The sequence below is a fragment of the Nostoc sp. genome (assembly GCF_036917135.1).
Classification (GTDB): Bacteria; Cyanobacteriota; Cyanobacteriia; order Cyanobacteriales; family Nostocaceae; genus Nostoc.
In genome coordinates, this window is record NZ_JBALEA010000090.1 from 1 (window position 1) to 16427 (window position 16427).

Genomic DNA, 16427 nt, shown 5'->3' on the forward strand with positions numbered 1-16427 from the left:
CTAATGACTAATGACTAATGACTAATGACTAATGACTAATGACTAATGACTAATGACTAATGACTAATGACTAATGACTAATGACTAATGACTAAAATTCGTATTGGTAACGGCTACGATATTCATCAACTAGTAAGCGATCGCGCTTTAATTTTAGGTGGAATTAAAATTCCCCATGAACTCGGTTTATTGGGGCACAGTGACGCTGATGTGCTGACCCACGCGATTATGGATGCCATGCTTGGGGCATTATCCTTGGGTGATATTGGTCATTATTTTCCGCCTAGTGACTCTCAATGGGCGGGAGCAGATAGTTTAGTACTATTAGCTCAAGTACATCAACTGATTCGGGATCAAGGGTGGCAAATCGGAAATATTGACTCGGTGGTAGTAGCAGAACGTCCAAAATTAAAGCCGCATATTCACAATATGCGCGACAAATTAGCGGCGGTTTTAGAATTAGAACCAAATCAAATTGGCATCAAAGCTACCACCAACGAAAAATTAGGCCCCGTTGGACGAGAAGAAGGTATCTGTGCTTATGCTGTCGTCTTGCTAGTCGCTTTCGAGTAATTTTTTTTAGCCTCTGAGCAAGATATAGAAGACTGATTAGGATGGAATAAATTTGAAATTATGAAATTTTTCAGAAAAAGATTTCTGGCAATTAAACATTTTTGGTTGCCAATAATTCTGACTTCAGCAACAGCACTTATACTTACCTCCTGCAACCCAGCTAACTTTAAAAGCCCAGCAGCTAAAGTGCCGCAATTAGTAAGTAGCATTCTCAGCGATCCCAAAACCTTTAACTACCCTCTGAGTCAGGAATCTCCAAATGTTTTTCCTCTAATTTATGAAGGGTTAATTACCCAAAACCCGATAACTGCTAAAGTCGAGCCAGCATTAGCAGAATCTTGGCAAATTTCCGATGATAAATTAAAGATTGTTTTTACCCTACGCGAAGGTTTGAAATGGTCTGATGGTCAGCCACTAACAGTAGATGATGTGGTGTTTACCTACAACGATATTTACTTAAACGAAGCGATTCCTACTGATGTTAGAGACTCACTGCGGATTGGTGAAAGTCGGAAATTGCCTACTGTCAGAAAAGTAGATGAACGTCGGGTTGAGTTTAGCGTACCGGAACCCTTTAGACCTTTCCTACTGAGTACGGGTTCGCCAATTTTGCCCGCCCATATATTGCAAGAATCGGTAAAAACAAAAGATCAAAATGGGCATCCGACCTTTCTAACAAAATGGGGCGTTGATACTCCTCCAAACCAAATTATTGTCAATGGTCCTTACAAAATAGAGCGCTACGACACGAGTCAGCGTGTGGTCTTCCAGCGTAACCCCTACTACTGGCGCAAGGATACTCAAGGCAATTCCCAGCCTTATATTGAGCGGGTAATTTGGGAAATTGTGGAATCAACAGATACCTCATTGCTGCAATTTCGTTCTGGCGGGTTAGATACTGTCGGAGTGTCACCAGATTACTTTTCTTTGCTAAAAGTGCAAGAGAAACAGGGTAATTTCAACATTTATAATGGTGGACCAACATCCAGTACATCATTTGTTTGGTTCAATCTCAACAAAGGTAAAAGAGACGGAAAACCATTGCTCGATCCGGTTAAGTCTCAGTGGTTTAATAATGTACAATTTCGGCAGGCTGTAGCTTATGCAATTGACCGCCAAACGATGATTAATAACACTTTCCGTGGCTTGGGTGTACCACAAGATTCGCCGATTTCTGTGCAAAGCCCATATTATATTTCCCCTAAAGAAGGGTTAAAAGTTTACGATTACAATCAGCAAAAAGCGAAGGAATTACTACTAAAAGCAGGATTTAAGTACAACAACAATCAGTTAGTAGATGCTCAGGGTAATCGCGTTCGTTTCTCTTTACTTACCAATGCTGGAAATAAAATCCGTGAGGCAATGGGAGCGCAGATTAAACAAGACTTGAGCAAAATCGGCATTCAAGTTGATTTCACGCCGTTAGCATGGAATACTTTTACTGACAAAATTTCTAACTCTTTGGATTGGGAAGCTTCTTTGATGGGTCTGACCGGTGGATTAGAACCGAATGATGGTGCTAATGTCTGGGCACCCGAAGGCGGATTGCACATGTTTAATCAGAAACCCCAAGCAGGACAAAAGCCGATTCAGGGTTGGGAGGTCGCTCCTTGGGAAACGGAAATAGGGAAGCTCTACATTCAAGCTGCACGAGAATTAGATGAAGCTAAAGTTAAAGCACTTTATGCCGAAACACAGAGGATTACCCAAGAAAATTTACCTTTTATTTATCTGGTTAATCCTTATTCAATGTCAGCAGTACGTAATCGTTTTGAAGGCATTAAATTCTCTGCCCTTGGCGGTGCTTTCTGGAATATTGAACAAATCAAAGTAACCGATTAAGGATTGGGGATTGGGGATTGGGGATTGGGGATTGGGGATTGGGGATTGGGGATTGGGGATTGGGGATTGGGGATTGGGGATTGGGGATTGGACGACTGAATAAATCACAAAAGATAAAGGGTTAATTACCAATGACTGATGAAAAAACTTTGCGATCGCTCCTCGAAGCGGTTGCCAATGGTAAAGTTACCCCAGATACCGCAGTAGAATCACTCAAAGACTTAGCTTATCAATCTGTAGGTGAGTTTGCCAAAATCGACCACCATCGCCAGCTAAGAACTGGTTTCCCAGAGGTGATTTGGGGACCAGGTAAAACTCCCGATCAAATTGCTCAAATTATGGAGGTGATGCGCCTCCGCAACCCGGTGGTGATGGCGACTCGCATTGAACCAGCAGTTTATGCCGTACTGCAATCAAAAGTTAGTGGGTTGCGATATTACCAATCGGCGCGAATTTGTGCGATCGCTCCCCCTACCATCGAACCACAATTTGCGGGTGAAATTGGCATTCTTTCTGCTGGTACTGCCGATTTACCCGTTGCTGAAGAAGCGGCTGTCACTGCTGAACTTTCTGGTTTCCGGGTACAGCGCCTCTGGGATGTTGGCGTTGCGGGGATTCACCGCTTATTAAGTAATCGCCACGTGATTGAGTCAGCATCGGTGTTGATTGTCGTGGCGGGGATGGAAGGCGCTTTACCCAGCGTTGTCGCTGGTTTAGCGAGTTGTCCGGTAATTGCCGTACCTACCAGCATCGGTTATGGCGCAAGTTTTGGCGGTTTAGCACCTTTGTTGACAATGCTTAACTCTTGTGCTGCGGGAGTAGGTGTAGTAAATATCGATAATGGTTTTGGTGCAGCAGTTTTGGCGGGGCAAATTTTGCGAACTGCCGAGAAATTGCGGTTGGCATCGGCTGTATCTTGAGTTAAGACATTAAGAGTTATATCCAATATTTCAGTACACTATCAGTATTTAATGTCAAAAATAGACTGATGCTGAAATTTGCCACCCTTTACTTCTTAAGCATCAAATATGAGCCACTACAGCGATTTAATCCCTCAGTTATTTTGGCATTTGCCTGTAAATTTGACAGCACTAGCACAAACGATTACTGATCCAAACGTTTTGGGTCAGATTGAAAAAGCTTGGAACCACTTTATACAAACAGGTCAAGTGTGGGCATTGTTGATTGGTTTAGTCATTGGCTATATGATTCGGAATCTAACTAGCTACGGTTAAAGAAATTTTAGATTTTGGATTTTAGATTAATCCAAAATCCAAAATCTAAAATCCAAAATTGATGCCCCTCCCCTGATAATTTATGACCAAAGAAGAAACTTGGAGCCAGCGATTTGAATCAGCATTGCATCCAGCGATCGCGCGTTTTAATGCCAGTATCGGTTTTGATATTGAATTAATCGAATATGACCTGACTGGTTCTCAAGCTCATGCCAAAATGCTTGCTCACACGGGCATCATCTCCCCAGAAGAAGGAGAGAAACTGGTTGCAGGTTTAGAACAGATTCGCCAAGAGTACCGCCAGGGAAAATTTCAGCCCGGCGTCGATGCTGAAGATGTGCATTTTGCAGTTGAAGGGCGATTGACGGAAATTGTCGGCGATGTGGGTAAAAAGCTGCATACGGCGCGATCGCGGAATGACCAAGTTGGCACCGACACTAGACTCTACCTCCGCGACCAAATTCAACAAATCAAAAGCGAATTGCGAGAATTTCAAGGTGTTTTACTGGATATAGCTGAAAAGCACGTTGAAACCCTAATTCCTGGCTATACACACCTCCAACGCGCCCAACCCCTGAGTTTAGCTCACCACCTCTTGGCATACTTTCAAATGGCGCAGCGCGACTGGGAACGCTTAGGAGATGTTTCTCGGCGTGTGAATATTTCACCTTTGGGGTGTGGTGCTTTAGCGGGAACAACTTTCCCCATCGATCGCCACTACACAGCCAAACTGTTGAACTTTGACGATATTTATGCTAACAGTCTCGATGGAGTGAGCGATCGCGATTTTGCGATCGAATTCTTGTGTGCTGCTAGCTTGATCATGGTTCACCTCAGCCGTCTTGCAGAAGAAGTTATTCTTTGGTCATCAGAAGAATTCCGCTTTGTCACCCTCAAAGATAGCTGTGCGACAGGTTCCAGCATCATGCCCCAAAAGAAAAACCCCGATGTACCAGAATTGGTGCGGGGCAAAACGGGGCGGGTATTCGGTCATCTCCAGGCAATGTTAGTGATTATGAAGGGGCTACCCCTGGCATATAACAAAGACTTACAAGAAGATAAAGAAGGTTTATTTGATAGCGTTAAGACAGTCAAAGCCTCGCTAGAAGCGATGACGATTTTGCTCAGAGAAGGTTTGGAATTTCGTACCCAGCGCTTGGCTCAAGCAGTGACAGAAGATTTTTCTAATGCTACCGATGTAGCAGATTATCTGGCAGCACGAGGTGTTCCTTTCCGGGAAGCGTATAATCTCGTAGGTAAAGTAGTAAAAACTAGTATTGCCGCAGGTAAACTCCTGAAAGATTTGAAATTGTCAGAGTGGCAAGAACTACATCCGGCATTTGCAGCAGACATTTATGAGGCCATATCCCCCCGTCAAGTTGTGTCAGCCCGCAACAGTTACGGTGGTACTGGCTTTGTACAGGTAAACAAAGCACTCATAGCCGCCCGCGCTCAAATTGCAGTGGGGACTGGGGACTAGGGACTGGGGACTGGGGACTGGAGAGTTGACATCCTCACCGGATTGAAGCCACGGTGATTCTGGAGTAATAAGTAATGAGTAATGAGTAATGAGTAAGAATATTCACTTATTACTTATTACTTATTACTTATTACTCATTACTTTAAAGCATTGCGTGAAGCACGTAGCTCTAAACCCATTTTTTCGGTAATAAACAATGCCCAATGCCCAATGCCCAACAATAAATAAGGGCGTACAAAAAATGTGCGCCCTAAAAACTAAATAATCAAAATAACAAAGATTTAGGCAAGCAGCTTAGTCAGTGTCAGCTGCTGTTGCTGCGCCTTCTTCTTCTTCACTCTTTGGTGGTCTTTGTTGGAACCTTCTCTGCATTCTTCCTGTCGTAGTCCGTTTACGAAACTTTCTGGCATACGCCTGGTTCCGTAGCGCCTTTTCTTTTTTCGGGTTACGGCGCTTGGCCATGTTCACCTCGTTAATAAACAACAAAAAAACTAACAACTAGGCATCACGTAGGCAATATCAGCTACCAATGTTATTGATATACTTGTAGCCTAGTGCAGCAATAAATACGCTTTAAACAGTGTACTAGTCTACCGCATTCAACCTTGTTCTGTCAATAAAATTTAGAATTATCCCTGACCAAAAATACCTTGTGTTAGATTCAAATCTGTCAAAGTAGGTATAAGTTAGCTAACTAGTTGTTGTTATTGGAACAAACTAATCAATATTCTCAAGAACTACGTGGCGGTCTCAAACCCCGCTTAATTTTCAATTGTGAATTCTGGATCTCAACTTATTATTCAGATTAATTTCTTGAATATGTGCTGAAAAACTATTATTGATAGCTGGTTTGGGCAAGGCTAATGTTAGTTATAAACTGAAAAGTCTTCTGATTTAACAAATTTTATGTATATATAAGTACAGTGCTTCTGTTGAAACTTGATGTTAGAATCAATAATATTCTACGTAAATCGTGAGAATAAAATCTCAACCCACAAGCATTTTTTGTATAAAACAAAACTCAACAAAAATTTTATTAGTTGAGTCTATGTAAGTGGTAGGGAACCATAGAATACAACACATAAATTTTGAAGATTGAACGTTATTGCTTTTTTTCCGGCAGCTGTCGAGTCCACACGTAACTTATGGCGTATTGGACAAACAGTATTGGGTATCATATTTCGTCATCCCATTACTGGCACTAGTATCATTCCAATTTTACCCGATGGCCGGATAGTGCTAATCCGGCGGCGCGACAATGGTCTTTGGGGATTGCCTGGAGGGATAGTGGATTGGGGAGAAGATATTCCCAATACAGTTCGCCGGGAGTTGATGGAGGAAACCGGGCTAGAATTGCTGAAAATTAACCGTTTGGTAGGAGTTTACTCTGCACCAGACCGCGATCCCAGAATCCATTCAATTTGTATTGTGGTTGAAGCCGATGTACATGGGACAATGGAAACTAAGGATACTTTAGAAGTTATGGAAATCCAAGCTTTCTCTCCCAGTTTGCTACCTTCAGAAAAGATGTCTCACGACCATACTCGGCAGTTGCAAGATTACTTAAATGGCTTGACAACATTGGCATAACAATATTTAGTCATTAGTCCTTTGCCGCCAAAGTTATGATTTAAGGAAGCCCTCTTCTCTATGAGAGGCTGCGCCAAGGAGACGCTAAACGAACGGCTCCCACTTCTCTGTTTGTAATTTGTCCAAAACTAATTAATAATGACTAATGACTAATGACTATTTATTATGATGCTAAAAGTTAACTACTAAATTAAGATGGATACACTATTCCGTAACTCCCGAAGAAAGCTCTCTCAAGGGCTATTATTCTGGCGTGAAGTCGGTGAAAACACTCCTATAATTTTTTTACATGGTGCTTGGAATGAGAGCAGTGAATGGTTATCTGTGATGGAGTCTCTTGCACAAGATTTTCATTGTTTTGCACCTGATTTATTAGGCTTTGGTGAATCAGAGAATCCGAATATCTACCATTCGATAGATTTACAAGTTGAGTGTCTAGCTGAGTTTTTGCAAGCTGTCAAGGTAGAAAAAGTATATTTAGTAGGGCATTCTCTTGGGGGTTGGATTGCTGCTAGTTATGCTTTAAAGTATCCAGAGAAAGTTGATGGTGTGGTACTGCTAGCACCAGAGGGTGTAGAGATAGCTGGACTTGAAGAGTATTGCCGGAAGATGCGGCGATTATTGAATTATCCACCACTAATAGTTAAATTGTTGCGATCGCTAATTCCCTTAACTAAAATCCTGGGTTGGCATGAAAAAATTGCCCAGGACTTGCAATTACGTCAGGAATTGCTGCGTTACCCCATAGCTTGTCAGTTACTTTTCAAACGGCGACAAGTAGAAATTGAGGCGGAATTAGTGCAAAAGCGGCTTTACATGATAGATGTGCCAGTTTTTATTTTACAAGGTGGCCAAGATACACCAGATGCTTTAGCCAAGAGTCGGGTTTATGCTCAACTGATATCAAAAGTCGAGTTGAAAATCATTGCTCATGCTGGAAATGATTTACCAGAATCTTGTGCTGGGGTTGTAGCAATGGAGATTGGGGAGTTTATTAAAACTATCTTAAAAAGCCATAATTTGAACGAATTAAACTAGCTCGTTCAGAGTTTGCAGCCAATCCAATACACATATTCCTTGGCTCTCAAACCGTGATATGTGTTTTAGAGGTTGTTTGAAAAGTGGCTGGTTGTGATTTTAATCGAATTATTACCCTTCTTAATCCCCCCTTATAAAGGGGGGAAACAAGACAGTCTAGTTCCCTCCCCTTTATAAGGCTACGGTCTATACACAAGTCTTTTAGAGTTTCCCCACAGCTTTAGATCCCCCCTAACCCCCCTTAAAAAAGGGGGGAACCAGATTCAAAGTCCCCCTTTTTAAGGGGAGCCACTGCGTTGGGCGGGTTCCCCGACTTGAAGCACGTGGCGTGGATTTAGGGGGATCTCTAACGATTTTGATTTGGAACAGAGATGTGTGTACACCGTAGCCTTTATAAGGGGAGGGTTAGGGTGGGGTAAAAAATATTTGATACATCAATCATGACTTTTCAAACAACCTCTTAAGTTATGGCTCTACCCATATAAGTTTTTATAGTGACAGCCGATTCTGATTCAAGCCTGTCTCAATCTGTGGGTATGTTTGTTCATCATATCCCGATTCATCAGCCGTCCATTCGTCAATCAGTTCTATTACATTTTCTAAGGAATTATCCCCTTTTGCGTCCAATTCAGAGAACTTATTCCATCGGTGCCTTAATCTGTCTGCTTGTTTTGCGATCGCCCCAGTATTTTCCATTTACTCATCACCCATAACAATTTCCCGCATTCCCCAAAAAATCAAATTTGGTTCCACAATCAAACGTGCTGCAATCTCAGGATATAAGGCTTGGAGATAGTTAATTAATAAAGTGCGATCGCCACCTTTAATCGCAATCTTTCCATCAGGAAATAAATGCCACCACGCCTCAATAAAATCTTTGATCCCAGCTATTAAAGTGTAAATTACTCCACTTTGAATTGCGTCTGTAGTATTAAGTGCAAAACGTGGTGGTAAAGACGGAAAATTTTCTATTTCTACTAATGGTAATTGTCCTGTTTGTTGACCGAGACTTGCAAATTGCAAACCTATTCCTGGCAGAATTGCACCTCCAACTAGACACTGATTAGCATCCGCAGCCGTAAAAGTCAGCGCTGTCCCAGCATCAATCACCAACATTGGAAAACCCCACGTTTTCCCCGCACCCCACAAAGCTAAAGCGCGGTCAATTCCTAATGTGGGATACACGCCTTTTAGTGGTATTTGGTCTAAGGTAATAACGCGAATGTTGGGATAACTTTGCCAAATAGCAGTTTCGCTGGGAACTACGGATGCGAGGAGGAGGGGAGGGGGGGATGAGGGGGATGAGGAAGTATTTTCTCCCCTAATTTTCTGATGGGGTGGAGAAATTGCCAGTAGTAAATGATCCAGGGTTTGACATTTAGCTAACTCTTGTATGACAGACTCAGGTAGATGGTCGGTATCCCAAGCGGAGTAAAGCTTTTCGCCAATAAATAAAGCCCAATGTAGCCGAGAGTTCCCAATTTCCAAAGCTAGCCAAATCTCCCCCATCTCCCTCATCTCCCTCATCTCCCTCATCTCGCTAATCCCTCTGCGGTTTCACATTTTTAACTTTTTTAAGTCAGCTATAGGTTTTTTAATAAAAATTAACATTCAAGCCGTGTAACAATAAAACAAGAGGAAGAAATACTCATTGTGTCAAGGAGGGAGTTATGGTAGCACTCACCGAAAAAACTGAAAAACGGCTCACCATACAGACTGTGGAAATTGCTCAAGAGACGACGACCATTCGCTCTTTGGATTGGGATCGCGATCGCTTCGATATTGAGTTTGGTCTGCAAAACGGTACCACTTATAACTCGTTTATCATCCGTGGGGAGCAGACTGCCTTAGTTGATACCTCTCACGAAAAGTTTCGTCAACTATATTTTGATACGCTCACCGGACTAATCAACCCAACAGATATTGATTATTTGATTATCAGTCATACCGAGCCAGACCATAGCGGTTTAGTTAAAGATTTGCTGCAAATGGCTCCAGAAATTACTGTTGTCGGTTCTAAAGTGGCGATTCAGTTTCTTGAGGATTTTGTACATCAGCCATTTAAACGGCGGATTGTGAAAAATGGCGATCGCTTAGATTTGGGCAATGAGCATGAATTTGAATTCGTGATTGCCCCAAATTTACATTGGCCAGATACCATTTTCAGCTTCGACCACAAAACCAAAATTCTCTACACCTGCGACGCTTTTGGGCTGCACTATTGCTCAGATAGCACCTTTGATGAAGACTTGCCGGCGATCGAAGAAGACTTTCATTACTACTACGATTGTTTGATGGGACCGAATGCACGGTCAGTTTTGTCTGCCCTGAAGCGGATGGCGGAACTGAAAACCATCGGCATGATTGCCACAGGACATGGGCCATTATTATCTCACAATGTTGAGGAATTAGTTGGACGTTACCGCAGTTGGAGCCAAACACAAGCAAAACCAGAGACAGTGATTGGCATATTTTACGTTTCCGAATACGGATATAGCGATCGCCTCGCCCAAGCAATTGCCAATGGTATCAGTAAAACTGGTGTCGCTGTGGAAATTGTCGATTTGGGATCGGAAGTCGATTTACAAGAACTGCGGGAACTAGTTGGACGCTGTGCTGGAATAATCGTTGGTCTACCTCCGGCTTCTGGGACTGCGAGCATCCAAGCTGCACTCAGCACAGTTTTAGGATCTGCTAAAGAAAAGCAAGCTATCGGCGTATTTGAAACCGGTGGTGGCGATGACGAGCCGATAGATCCTTTAGTGAGTAAATTCCGCAATTTGGGTTTGACAACAGTTTTTCCAGCGATTCGGATTAAACAAACGCCTACGGAAAATACTTACAAGCTTTGTGAAGAAGCGGGTACAGACTTAGCTCAATGGGTAACACGCGATCGCACTATCAAAGCCATGAAATCCATTGGTGCTGACTTAGATAAAGCACTAGGCAGACTTAGCGGCGGACTGTATATTATTACTGCCAAAAAAGGCGATGTTTCCAGTGCTATGCTAGCCTCATGGGTTGCTCAAGCTAGCTTTAAACCCTTGGGATTTTCCATTGCAGTCGCCAAAGATCGGGCAATTGAATCACTCATGCAAGTAGGCGATCGCTTTGTTCTTAATATCTTAGAAGAAGGCAATTTCCAACCACTCATGAAGCACTTTTTGAAACGTTTCGCCCCTGGTGCTGATCGCTTTGAAGGCGTGAGAACTCAGTCAGCCGAAAATGGTGCCCCCATCCTCAACGATGCCCTCGCCTATATGGAGTGCGAAGTCATGAGTAGAATGGATTGTGGCGATCATTGGGCAGTATACAGCACAGTCTACGCCGGACGGGTTTCTAAGCCAGAAGCTTTGACTGCTGTGCATCACCGCAAAGTCGGAAACCATTATTAAAGAAGGGACTGGGTACTAGTGATTGGGGATTAGGTATTAGGAATTAGATATTGGAGATTGAATATTAAGATATTGGGAATAACTTTACCAGTCCCCAGTCCCCAGTCCCCAGTCCCCAATCCCCAGTCCCAAATCCCAAATCCCCAATAAAGCCATGTCAAAAAATAAACCCCGTGATGTTCAAGTTTATCCAATAGCTACAGATACAAGAATACTGCGATCGCGCAGTTGGTCAAGGCTCAGATTTGAAATTGAATATGCTCTTGCTAAAGGTACAACTGCTAATTCTTATTTAATCGAAAGCGATAAAACCGCCATTATCGATCCTCCAGGGGAAACGTTTACGGAAATTTATTTAGAAGCGTTGCAGCAGCGTTTCCATCTCGAAGACTTGGATTATGTAATTTTGGGACACGTAAACCCCAACCGCGCTGCAACTTTAAAAGCTTTGCTGGAAATTGCCCCGCAAATCACCTTTGTTTGTTCTAATCCAGGGGCGAAAAATTTACGGGGGGCGCTGGAAAATCCAGATTTGCAAATTCTTGTGATGCGGGGGGAAGAAACTCTAGATTTGGGTAACGGACATAATTTACAATTTATTCCTACTCCCAATCCCCGCTATGCAGATCAACTCTGCACCTACGACCCGCAAACAGAAGTTTTGTACTCAGATAAGTTATTTGGGGCCCATGTTTGTGGAGATCAGGTATTTGATGAAGGTTGGGAAGTATATAACGAGGATCGGCGCTATTATTTTGATTGCCTCATGGCTCCCCACGCCCGTCAAGTTGAAACAACACTGGATAAACTTGTTGATTTTCCTGTGAGAATGTATGCCACTGGACACGGCCCTTTGGTACGCTATGGCTTAATCGAGCTTACCAAAGCTTACCGAGAATGGAGTCAACAGCAAACATCTGCTGAGTTGACAGTGGCGTTGATTTATGCATCAGCTTATGGAAATACAGCCACATTAGCCCAAGCGATCGCTCGTGGCATTACAAAAGCTGGCGTTGCTGTAGAATCAATTAACTGTGAATTTACCGAACCAGAAGAAATCCGGGCGGCGGTGGAAAAATCGGCTGGTTTCATCATCGGTTCACCTACCCTCGGCGGTCATGCACCCACACCTGTACAAACAGCTTTAGGGATTGTGCTATCCACCGCTACTAATAATAAACTCGCTGGTGCTTTTGGTTCCTTTGGCTGGAGTGGGGAAGCGGTTGATTTAATTGAAAGTAAATTAAAAGATGCTGGCTATCGGTTTGGTTTTGATACCATCCGCGTCAAATTCAAACCCGACGATGCCACCTTACAATTGTGTGAAGAAGCTGGAACCGACTTTGCCCAAGCACTGAAAAAAGCCCGAAAAGTGCGATTGCCAAGTCTTCCTGCAACTACTGTAGAACAAGCAGTTGGGCGGATTGTGGGTTCTCTTTGCGTTCTCACTGCCAAAGAAGGCGATCGCTCCAGTGCCATGTTAGCTTCTTGGGTAGCTCAGGCCAGCTTTAATCCGCCTGGTTTAACCATAGCTGTAGCTAAAGACCGTGCAGTAGAAACACTGACCCATACAGGCAACAAATTTGTCCTCAATATTCTTAAAGAAGGGAATCATTTGGGATTGATGAAGCACTTCCTCAAACCTTTTGGCCCAGGACAAGACCGATTTGCTGATGTCGGCGCCCAAGAAACTGAAAGCGGTTCTCCCATACTTACCGATGCCCTAGCATATCTCGAATGTTCCGTACAAAACCGGATGGAATCTGGCGACCATTGGCTGGTTTATGCAACTGTTGAGAGTGGCAAAGTGCTAGATAGTGATGGCGTTACAGCCGTGCATCATCGCAAGTCGGCAACTCATTATTAAAGCCATTTACCAAGTTAAATTTTGTTTATTTTGCTGGTTAAGGGACTTCCAACAAATAAATTACCCAATCTTCTGGGGTGGGCATCTCGCCCGCCCATATACAAGGGCGCTCATGTTGCCCACCCCACAAGAAGTAGTTGAGTATTTTTTTATTTGTCAGTCCCTAATGACTTTTTAGACTATTGACTGTACATAACATCCGATCGCAAGACGTACTTTCGTCCCTGAATAATAGCAGCGCCCTCATGTACTAGTTCGTGGACAAAACACAAAGCCATACCTGTTACTGGAAGCACAGCTAGATTAGATAAATCTTCGTAGTATCGAGGAAGATAAAAGCGGGTTTCGCCGCCTTCAAAGCCTTCGTTGAGATAAATCATGAAAGTGAATAGGCTTTCCTCACCGTTAGGTCGCCGATAAGCACCATCATGGTGAGGTGCAAACCTCTGGCCTGGATCGTAGCGATAGAAACGAAAACGCTCATTCAGCCCAACTGGATGCCATCTACCAATAGTGCTGGGGATATAATTTGACACACGCTGCCATAAATCAAAAGCACGCTCCCGGTCATCCAGAATAACGCGCTGATTATTCCGAATGTCGGGACGCATTTCAAAACCTCGATGAGTACTAATAGGAGCATCTGCATAGCCAATGTTCTCTGTTAAAGTAATGTACTCAGCACATTCTGCTGGCGAAAGAATATTTTCTAGCGTGAAAATTTGGTTGCAAAGCAAATCTTTCTTGGTCATGGTTAAGCCGATTGAGATTTAAGCCTTCTGATATAGCGCTTCTGTGTTGACTGCAATACAGACCTAACCCCCAGCCCCTTCCCTACGTTCGCGTAGCGGCACGAAGTGCGGGAAGGGGAGTAAGATTCAAAGTCTCTCTCCTTTTAATAAGGAGAGAGGAATGGAAGTGAGGTCAAAGCGTATTGCTTCCATTCGAGAACCGTTATAGTGTATTTTTCATAACCAATTCATGTGACAGACTACTAGTAGTCTGTCAAGAACTAATTGACGGATAAATAAATCTTTCAATTTTTCTTTTTTCCTTCTTACTTAGCGCTCTTTGCGTCCTTTGCGGTTCGTTCTTTTATCCATCAAAATGTATTTGATGGACTACTAGTTTCAGGTGGGCTTTTCCCACCCAGTTCGGAAAATTAGACCTTCTAACTCAACCCCCAACATGAATACCAGGACGTAGATGGGGATTCTTTTCAGCCCGACGGAGTACTTCACGGGTAACTACAGCAATGTCACCTTCACCAAACAAGATAAAACGCAGTAAGTATTGTATGGGGTTTCCTTCAACCCAACCGAAGTAAGCATGGGGAATTTTACCTGTTTGATCGCGAATATAAAGTAGTAAAGCGGCGATCGCATTGGGGACTGCTGCACTTTCAGCCCTGAGAATGCGATAATCACCAACTTGCACCCCTTTGACTACGATCACATCCGCAAATTCCGAAGCATCTGATACATGAACCTCTAGAAACAGAATTGGATCGTTAGGTGGAATATGGTTATCCTCGCGTACCTCTTTCTCTTTTAAAAAATACTCTAGGACATCGCCCGTATTCAACCGATTTGCAATCAGTCGTATTGCTCCCTGGCTCTCTTCGGCCAGGAATTGGGCAGCAAGTTCGTCAACTTCGATCCGCTCTGCTCGCAGTTCTGTTGAACGCCAAACACGAGAAACCAGCGAGGTAAAAATGATCGCACCGATAAAGAACCCAGCGATCTTAATCCCTTCTGGTCTTTCGATAATATTGACAACAGTAGTATATAAAAATAACAGTGTGATAATTGCAAAGATGAATCTTGCCCGCTTCTCTCGGTGACGGTGGGCTGATAAGGTGACAGCAAAGGCGGCTGAGGTGATCAACACAAGCACACCAGTTGCATAAGCCCCACCTTGGGCTTCCACACTTGCTTTGAAGATGATTGTGACAACAAAAGCGATCGTTGTGTAGACTAACACTAAAGGTCGCGTTACTCGTGCCCAATTGGGTGCCATACCATACCGTGGTAGGTACCGAGGTACGATATTCAGCAACCCTGCCATTGCAGATGCACCTGCAAACCACAAAATGGAAATAGTACTTAAATCGTAAATTGTACCAAAGCCATCTCCTAAATACAGATGTGCTAAATAAGCAAGGGCCCGTCCGTTGGCTTTGCCCCCAGATGCAAATTCTGCGGTTGGAATCAGTAGAGTGGTTATAAAGCTGGTGGTAAGCAAAAAGAAGCTCATAATCAGAGCCGCAGAGGTGAGCAGCTTGCGTGTATTGCGAATCCGCCCTCCGGGATGCTGTGGGGTGTTACGGCTGCTGCCTTTTACCAGAGGCATAACAGTGACACCAGTCTCAAAACCTGACAGTCCCAGCGCTAGCTTGGGGAATATCAACAGAGCGATGCCGATTAAGATCAAAGGGTTGGAATTGCGTGTAAAAAGTGCAGTTTGCCAGTTAGCGATCGCTTCTGGGTGAACTAGGATGTGATACAGACCGACACTAACGACAATGGAGTTTAAGAGTAGATAAACTCCCACCAAAACTACTGCAATCCCAATTGCTTCTCGGAAACCTCTCAAGAAAACTGCGCCTAGTAATGTAACTAATATCAGAGTGATTGCGATCGTCTGATTGTGAAGCCAAATTGGGGTTAGGGGATTTTCGATGATATGGGCTGTGGCATCAGCCGCCGACAAGGTAATAGTAATAATAAAGTCAGTTGCCACAAAGCCGAGCAAGCATAGCACCAATAATTTACCTTGCCACCAGGGGAGCAAACGCTCTAACATGGCGATCGACCCTTCACCATGAGGGCTTTCGGCAGCAATGCGCCGATAGATTGGCAATGCTCCAAAAAGCGTCAGCAAAACCAGAATCAGGGTAGCTATAGGAGAAAGAGCGCCAGCCGCCAGTGCTGCAATTCCAGGTTGATAGCCAAGGGTTGAAAAATAATCTACACCAGTCAAGCACATTACCTGCCACCAAGAATGTTGGCGATGTGGTTCTTCCTTGCGGTAAGGCCCTTCCTTCTCTCGTCGGTCTTCTTCAAGCAACCAGTGGATTAACTGGCTACCGAGCCGTTCTGTTGAAACAATTGATTTAGCCATCAAATACGGTTGTGTTGCAAAGGTCGGCTTTGTGGTTTACGAAAATTTGGAACTACAAAGATATAGCACTATTATTGTAGGTTAAGCATCCTGTCCGATTTACAAAATATATAGTAGCTGATTGTAGTCTTCTGCCGTATCAAGTTCAATTGCAGATTTTAGTATGGAAATAATCAATACTGTATCCGTATATTTTGGGATTAAATCTTTCGCACCCTTAGCATCTTCAAGCTGCATCAGTTCTCAAAAAAAGGCGCTCGATTTCCCATTGTTCTCTCGTTCAT

At 43.5% G+C, this 16427-nt stretch carries 15 protein-coding genes; 9 read left to right on the plus strand and 6 right to left on the minus strand.

Annotated elements, in window-relative coordinates:
* Window positions 1-87: 87 nt before the first annotated feature.
* The 5 genes from ispF (at window position 88) to argH (ending at window position 5130) form a co-directional block, all read left to right on the plus strand.
* Window positions 88-573 carry a 2-C-methyl-D-erythritol 2,4-cyclodiphosphate synthase gene (ispF, locus tag V7K50_RS28145; RefSeq protein ID WP_334965920.1) on the plus strand — a complete coding sequence of 162 codons (486 nt, stop codon included), beginning with the start codon at window positions 88-90 and terminating at the stop codon, window positions 571-573.
* A gap of 60 nt (window positions 574-633) precedes the next feature.
* A complete protein-coding gene (locus V7K50_RS28150) occupies window positions 634-2415 on the plus strand; it encodes an ABC transporter substrate-binding protein (protein WP_334965922.1) in 1782 nt (593 codons plus the stop codon).
* A 131-nt stretch (window positions 2416-2546) separates the two neighbouring features.
* A complete protein-coding gene (gene larB / locus V7K50_RS28155; RefSeq protein WP_334965924.1) occupies window positions 2547-3335 on the plus strand; it encodes a nickel pincer cofactor biosynthesis protein LarB in 789 nt (262 codons plus the stop codon).
* A 108-nt stretch (window positions 3336-3443) separates the two neighbouring features.
* Window positions 3444-3650 carry a hypothetical protein gene (locus V7K50_RS28160; protein ID WP_334965926.1) on the plus strand — a complete coding sequence of 69 codons (207 nt, stop codon included), beginning with the start codon at window positions 3444-3446 and terminating at the stop codon, window positions 3648-3650.
* 82 nt (window positions 3651-3732) lie between these two features.
* A complete protein-coding gene (gene argH / locus V7K50_RS28165) occupies window positions 3733-5130 on the plus strand; it encodes an argininosuccinate lyase (RefSeq protein ID WP_334965928.1) in 1398 nt (465 codons plus the stop codon).
* Between the two features lie 294 nt (window positions 5131-5424).
* On the opposite strand, the gene V7K50_RS28170 is transcribed toward argH, so the two are convergent.
* The gene (locus V7K50_RS28170) at window positions 5425-5592 is read right to left on the minus strand and encodes a hypothetical protein (protein WP_012412073.1); all 168 of its coding nucleotides are present in this window, start codon (window positions 5590-5592) and stop codon (window positions 5425-5427) included.
* Between the two features lie 633 nt (window positions 5593-6225).
* On the opposite strand from V7K50_RS28170, the gene V7K50_RS28175 reads away from it, so the two are divergent.
* Both V7K50_RS28175 and V7K50_RS28180 read left to right on the plus strand, forming a co-directional pair.
* Window positions 6226-6720, plus strand: a complete 495-nt coding sequence (locus V7K50_RS28175; RefSeq protein WP_334965930.1) for an NUDIX hydrolase — start codon at window positions 6226-6228, stop codon at window positions 6718-6720.
* 195 nt (window positions 6721-6915) lie between these two features.
* Window positions 6916-7758 carry an alpha/beta fold hydrolase gene (locus V7K50_RS28180; protein ID WP_334965932.1) on the plus strand — a complete coding sequence of 281 codons (843 nt, stop codon included), beginning with the start codon at window positions 6916-6918 and terminating at the stop codon, window positions 7756-7758.
* Between the two features lie 489 nt (window positions 7759-8247).
* On the opposite strand, the gene V7K50_RS28185 is transcribed toward V7K50_RS28180, so the two are convergent.
* Entirely contained in the window at window positions 8248-8454 is a 207-nt protein-coding gene (locus V7K50_RS28185; protein ID WP_334965934.1) for a hypothetical protein, read from the minus strand.
* Window positions 8455-9276 carry a pantothenate kinase gene (locus tag V7K50_RS28190; protein ID WP_334965936.1) on the minus strand — a complete coding sequence of 274 codons (822 nt, stop codon included), beginning with the start codon at window positions 9274-9276 and terminating at the stop codon, window positions 8455-8457.
* 152 nt (window positions 9277-9428) lie between these two features.
* Here V7K50_RS28190 and V7K50_RS28195 point away from each other — a divergent pair, with 152 nt between their 5' ends.
* On the plus strand, window positions 9429-11153 hold the full coding sequence (locus tag V7K50_RS28195; protein WP_334965938.1) for a diflavin flavoprotein: 1725 nt from the start codon (window positions 9429-9431) through the stop codon (window positions 11151-11153).
* A 154-nt stretch (window positions 11154-11307) separates the two neighbouring features.
* The gene (locus V7K50_RS28200) at window positions 11308-13020 is read left to right on the plus strand and encodes a diflavin flavoprotein (RefSeq protein WP_334965940.1); all 1713 of its coding nucleotides are present in this window, start codon (window positions 11308-11310) and stop codon (window positions 13018-13020) included.
* A gap of 179 nt (window positions 13021-13199) precedes the next feature.
* Here the strand turns inward: V7K50_RS28200 and V7K50_RS28205 are convergent, their stop codons facing one another.
* From V7K50_RS28205 to V7K50_RS28215, 3 genes are all read right to left on the minus strand, one after another.
* Window positions 13200-13772, minus strand: a complete 573-nt coding sequence (locus V7K50_RS28205; RefSeq protein WP_334965942.1) for a prolyl hydroxylase family protein — start codon at window positions 13770-13772, stop codon at window positions 13200-13202.
* 424 nt (window positions 13773-14196) lie between these two features.
* Window positions 14197-16143, minus strand: coding sequence for an amino acid transporter (locus tag V7K50_RS28210; protein ID WP_334965944.1), 1947 nt, complete (start codon window positions 16141-16143; stop codon window positions 14197-14199).
* 99 nt (window positions 16144-16242) lie between these two features.
* On the minus strand, window positions 16243-16380 hold the full coding sequence (locus V7K50_RS28215) for a hypothetical protein (RefSeq protein WP_334965946.1): 138 nt from the start codon (window positions 16378-16380) through the stop codon (window positions 16243-16245).
* Between the last annotated feature and the right edge of the window lie 47 nt (window positions 16381-16427).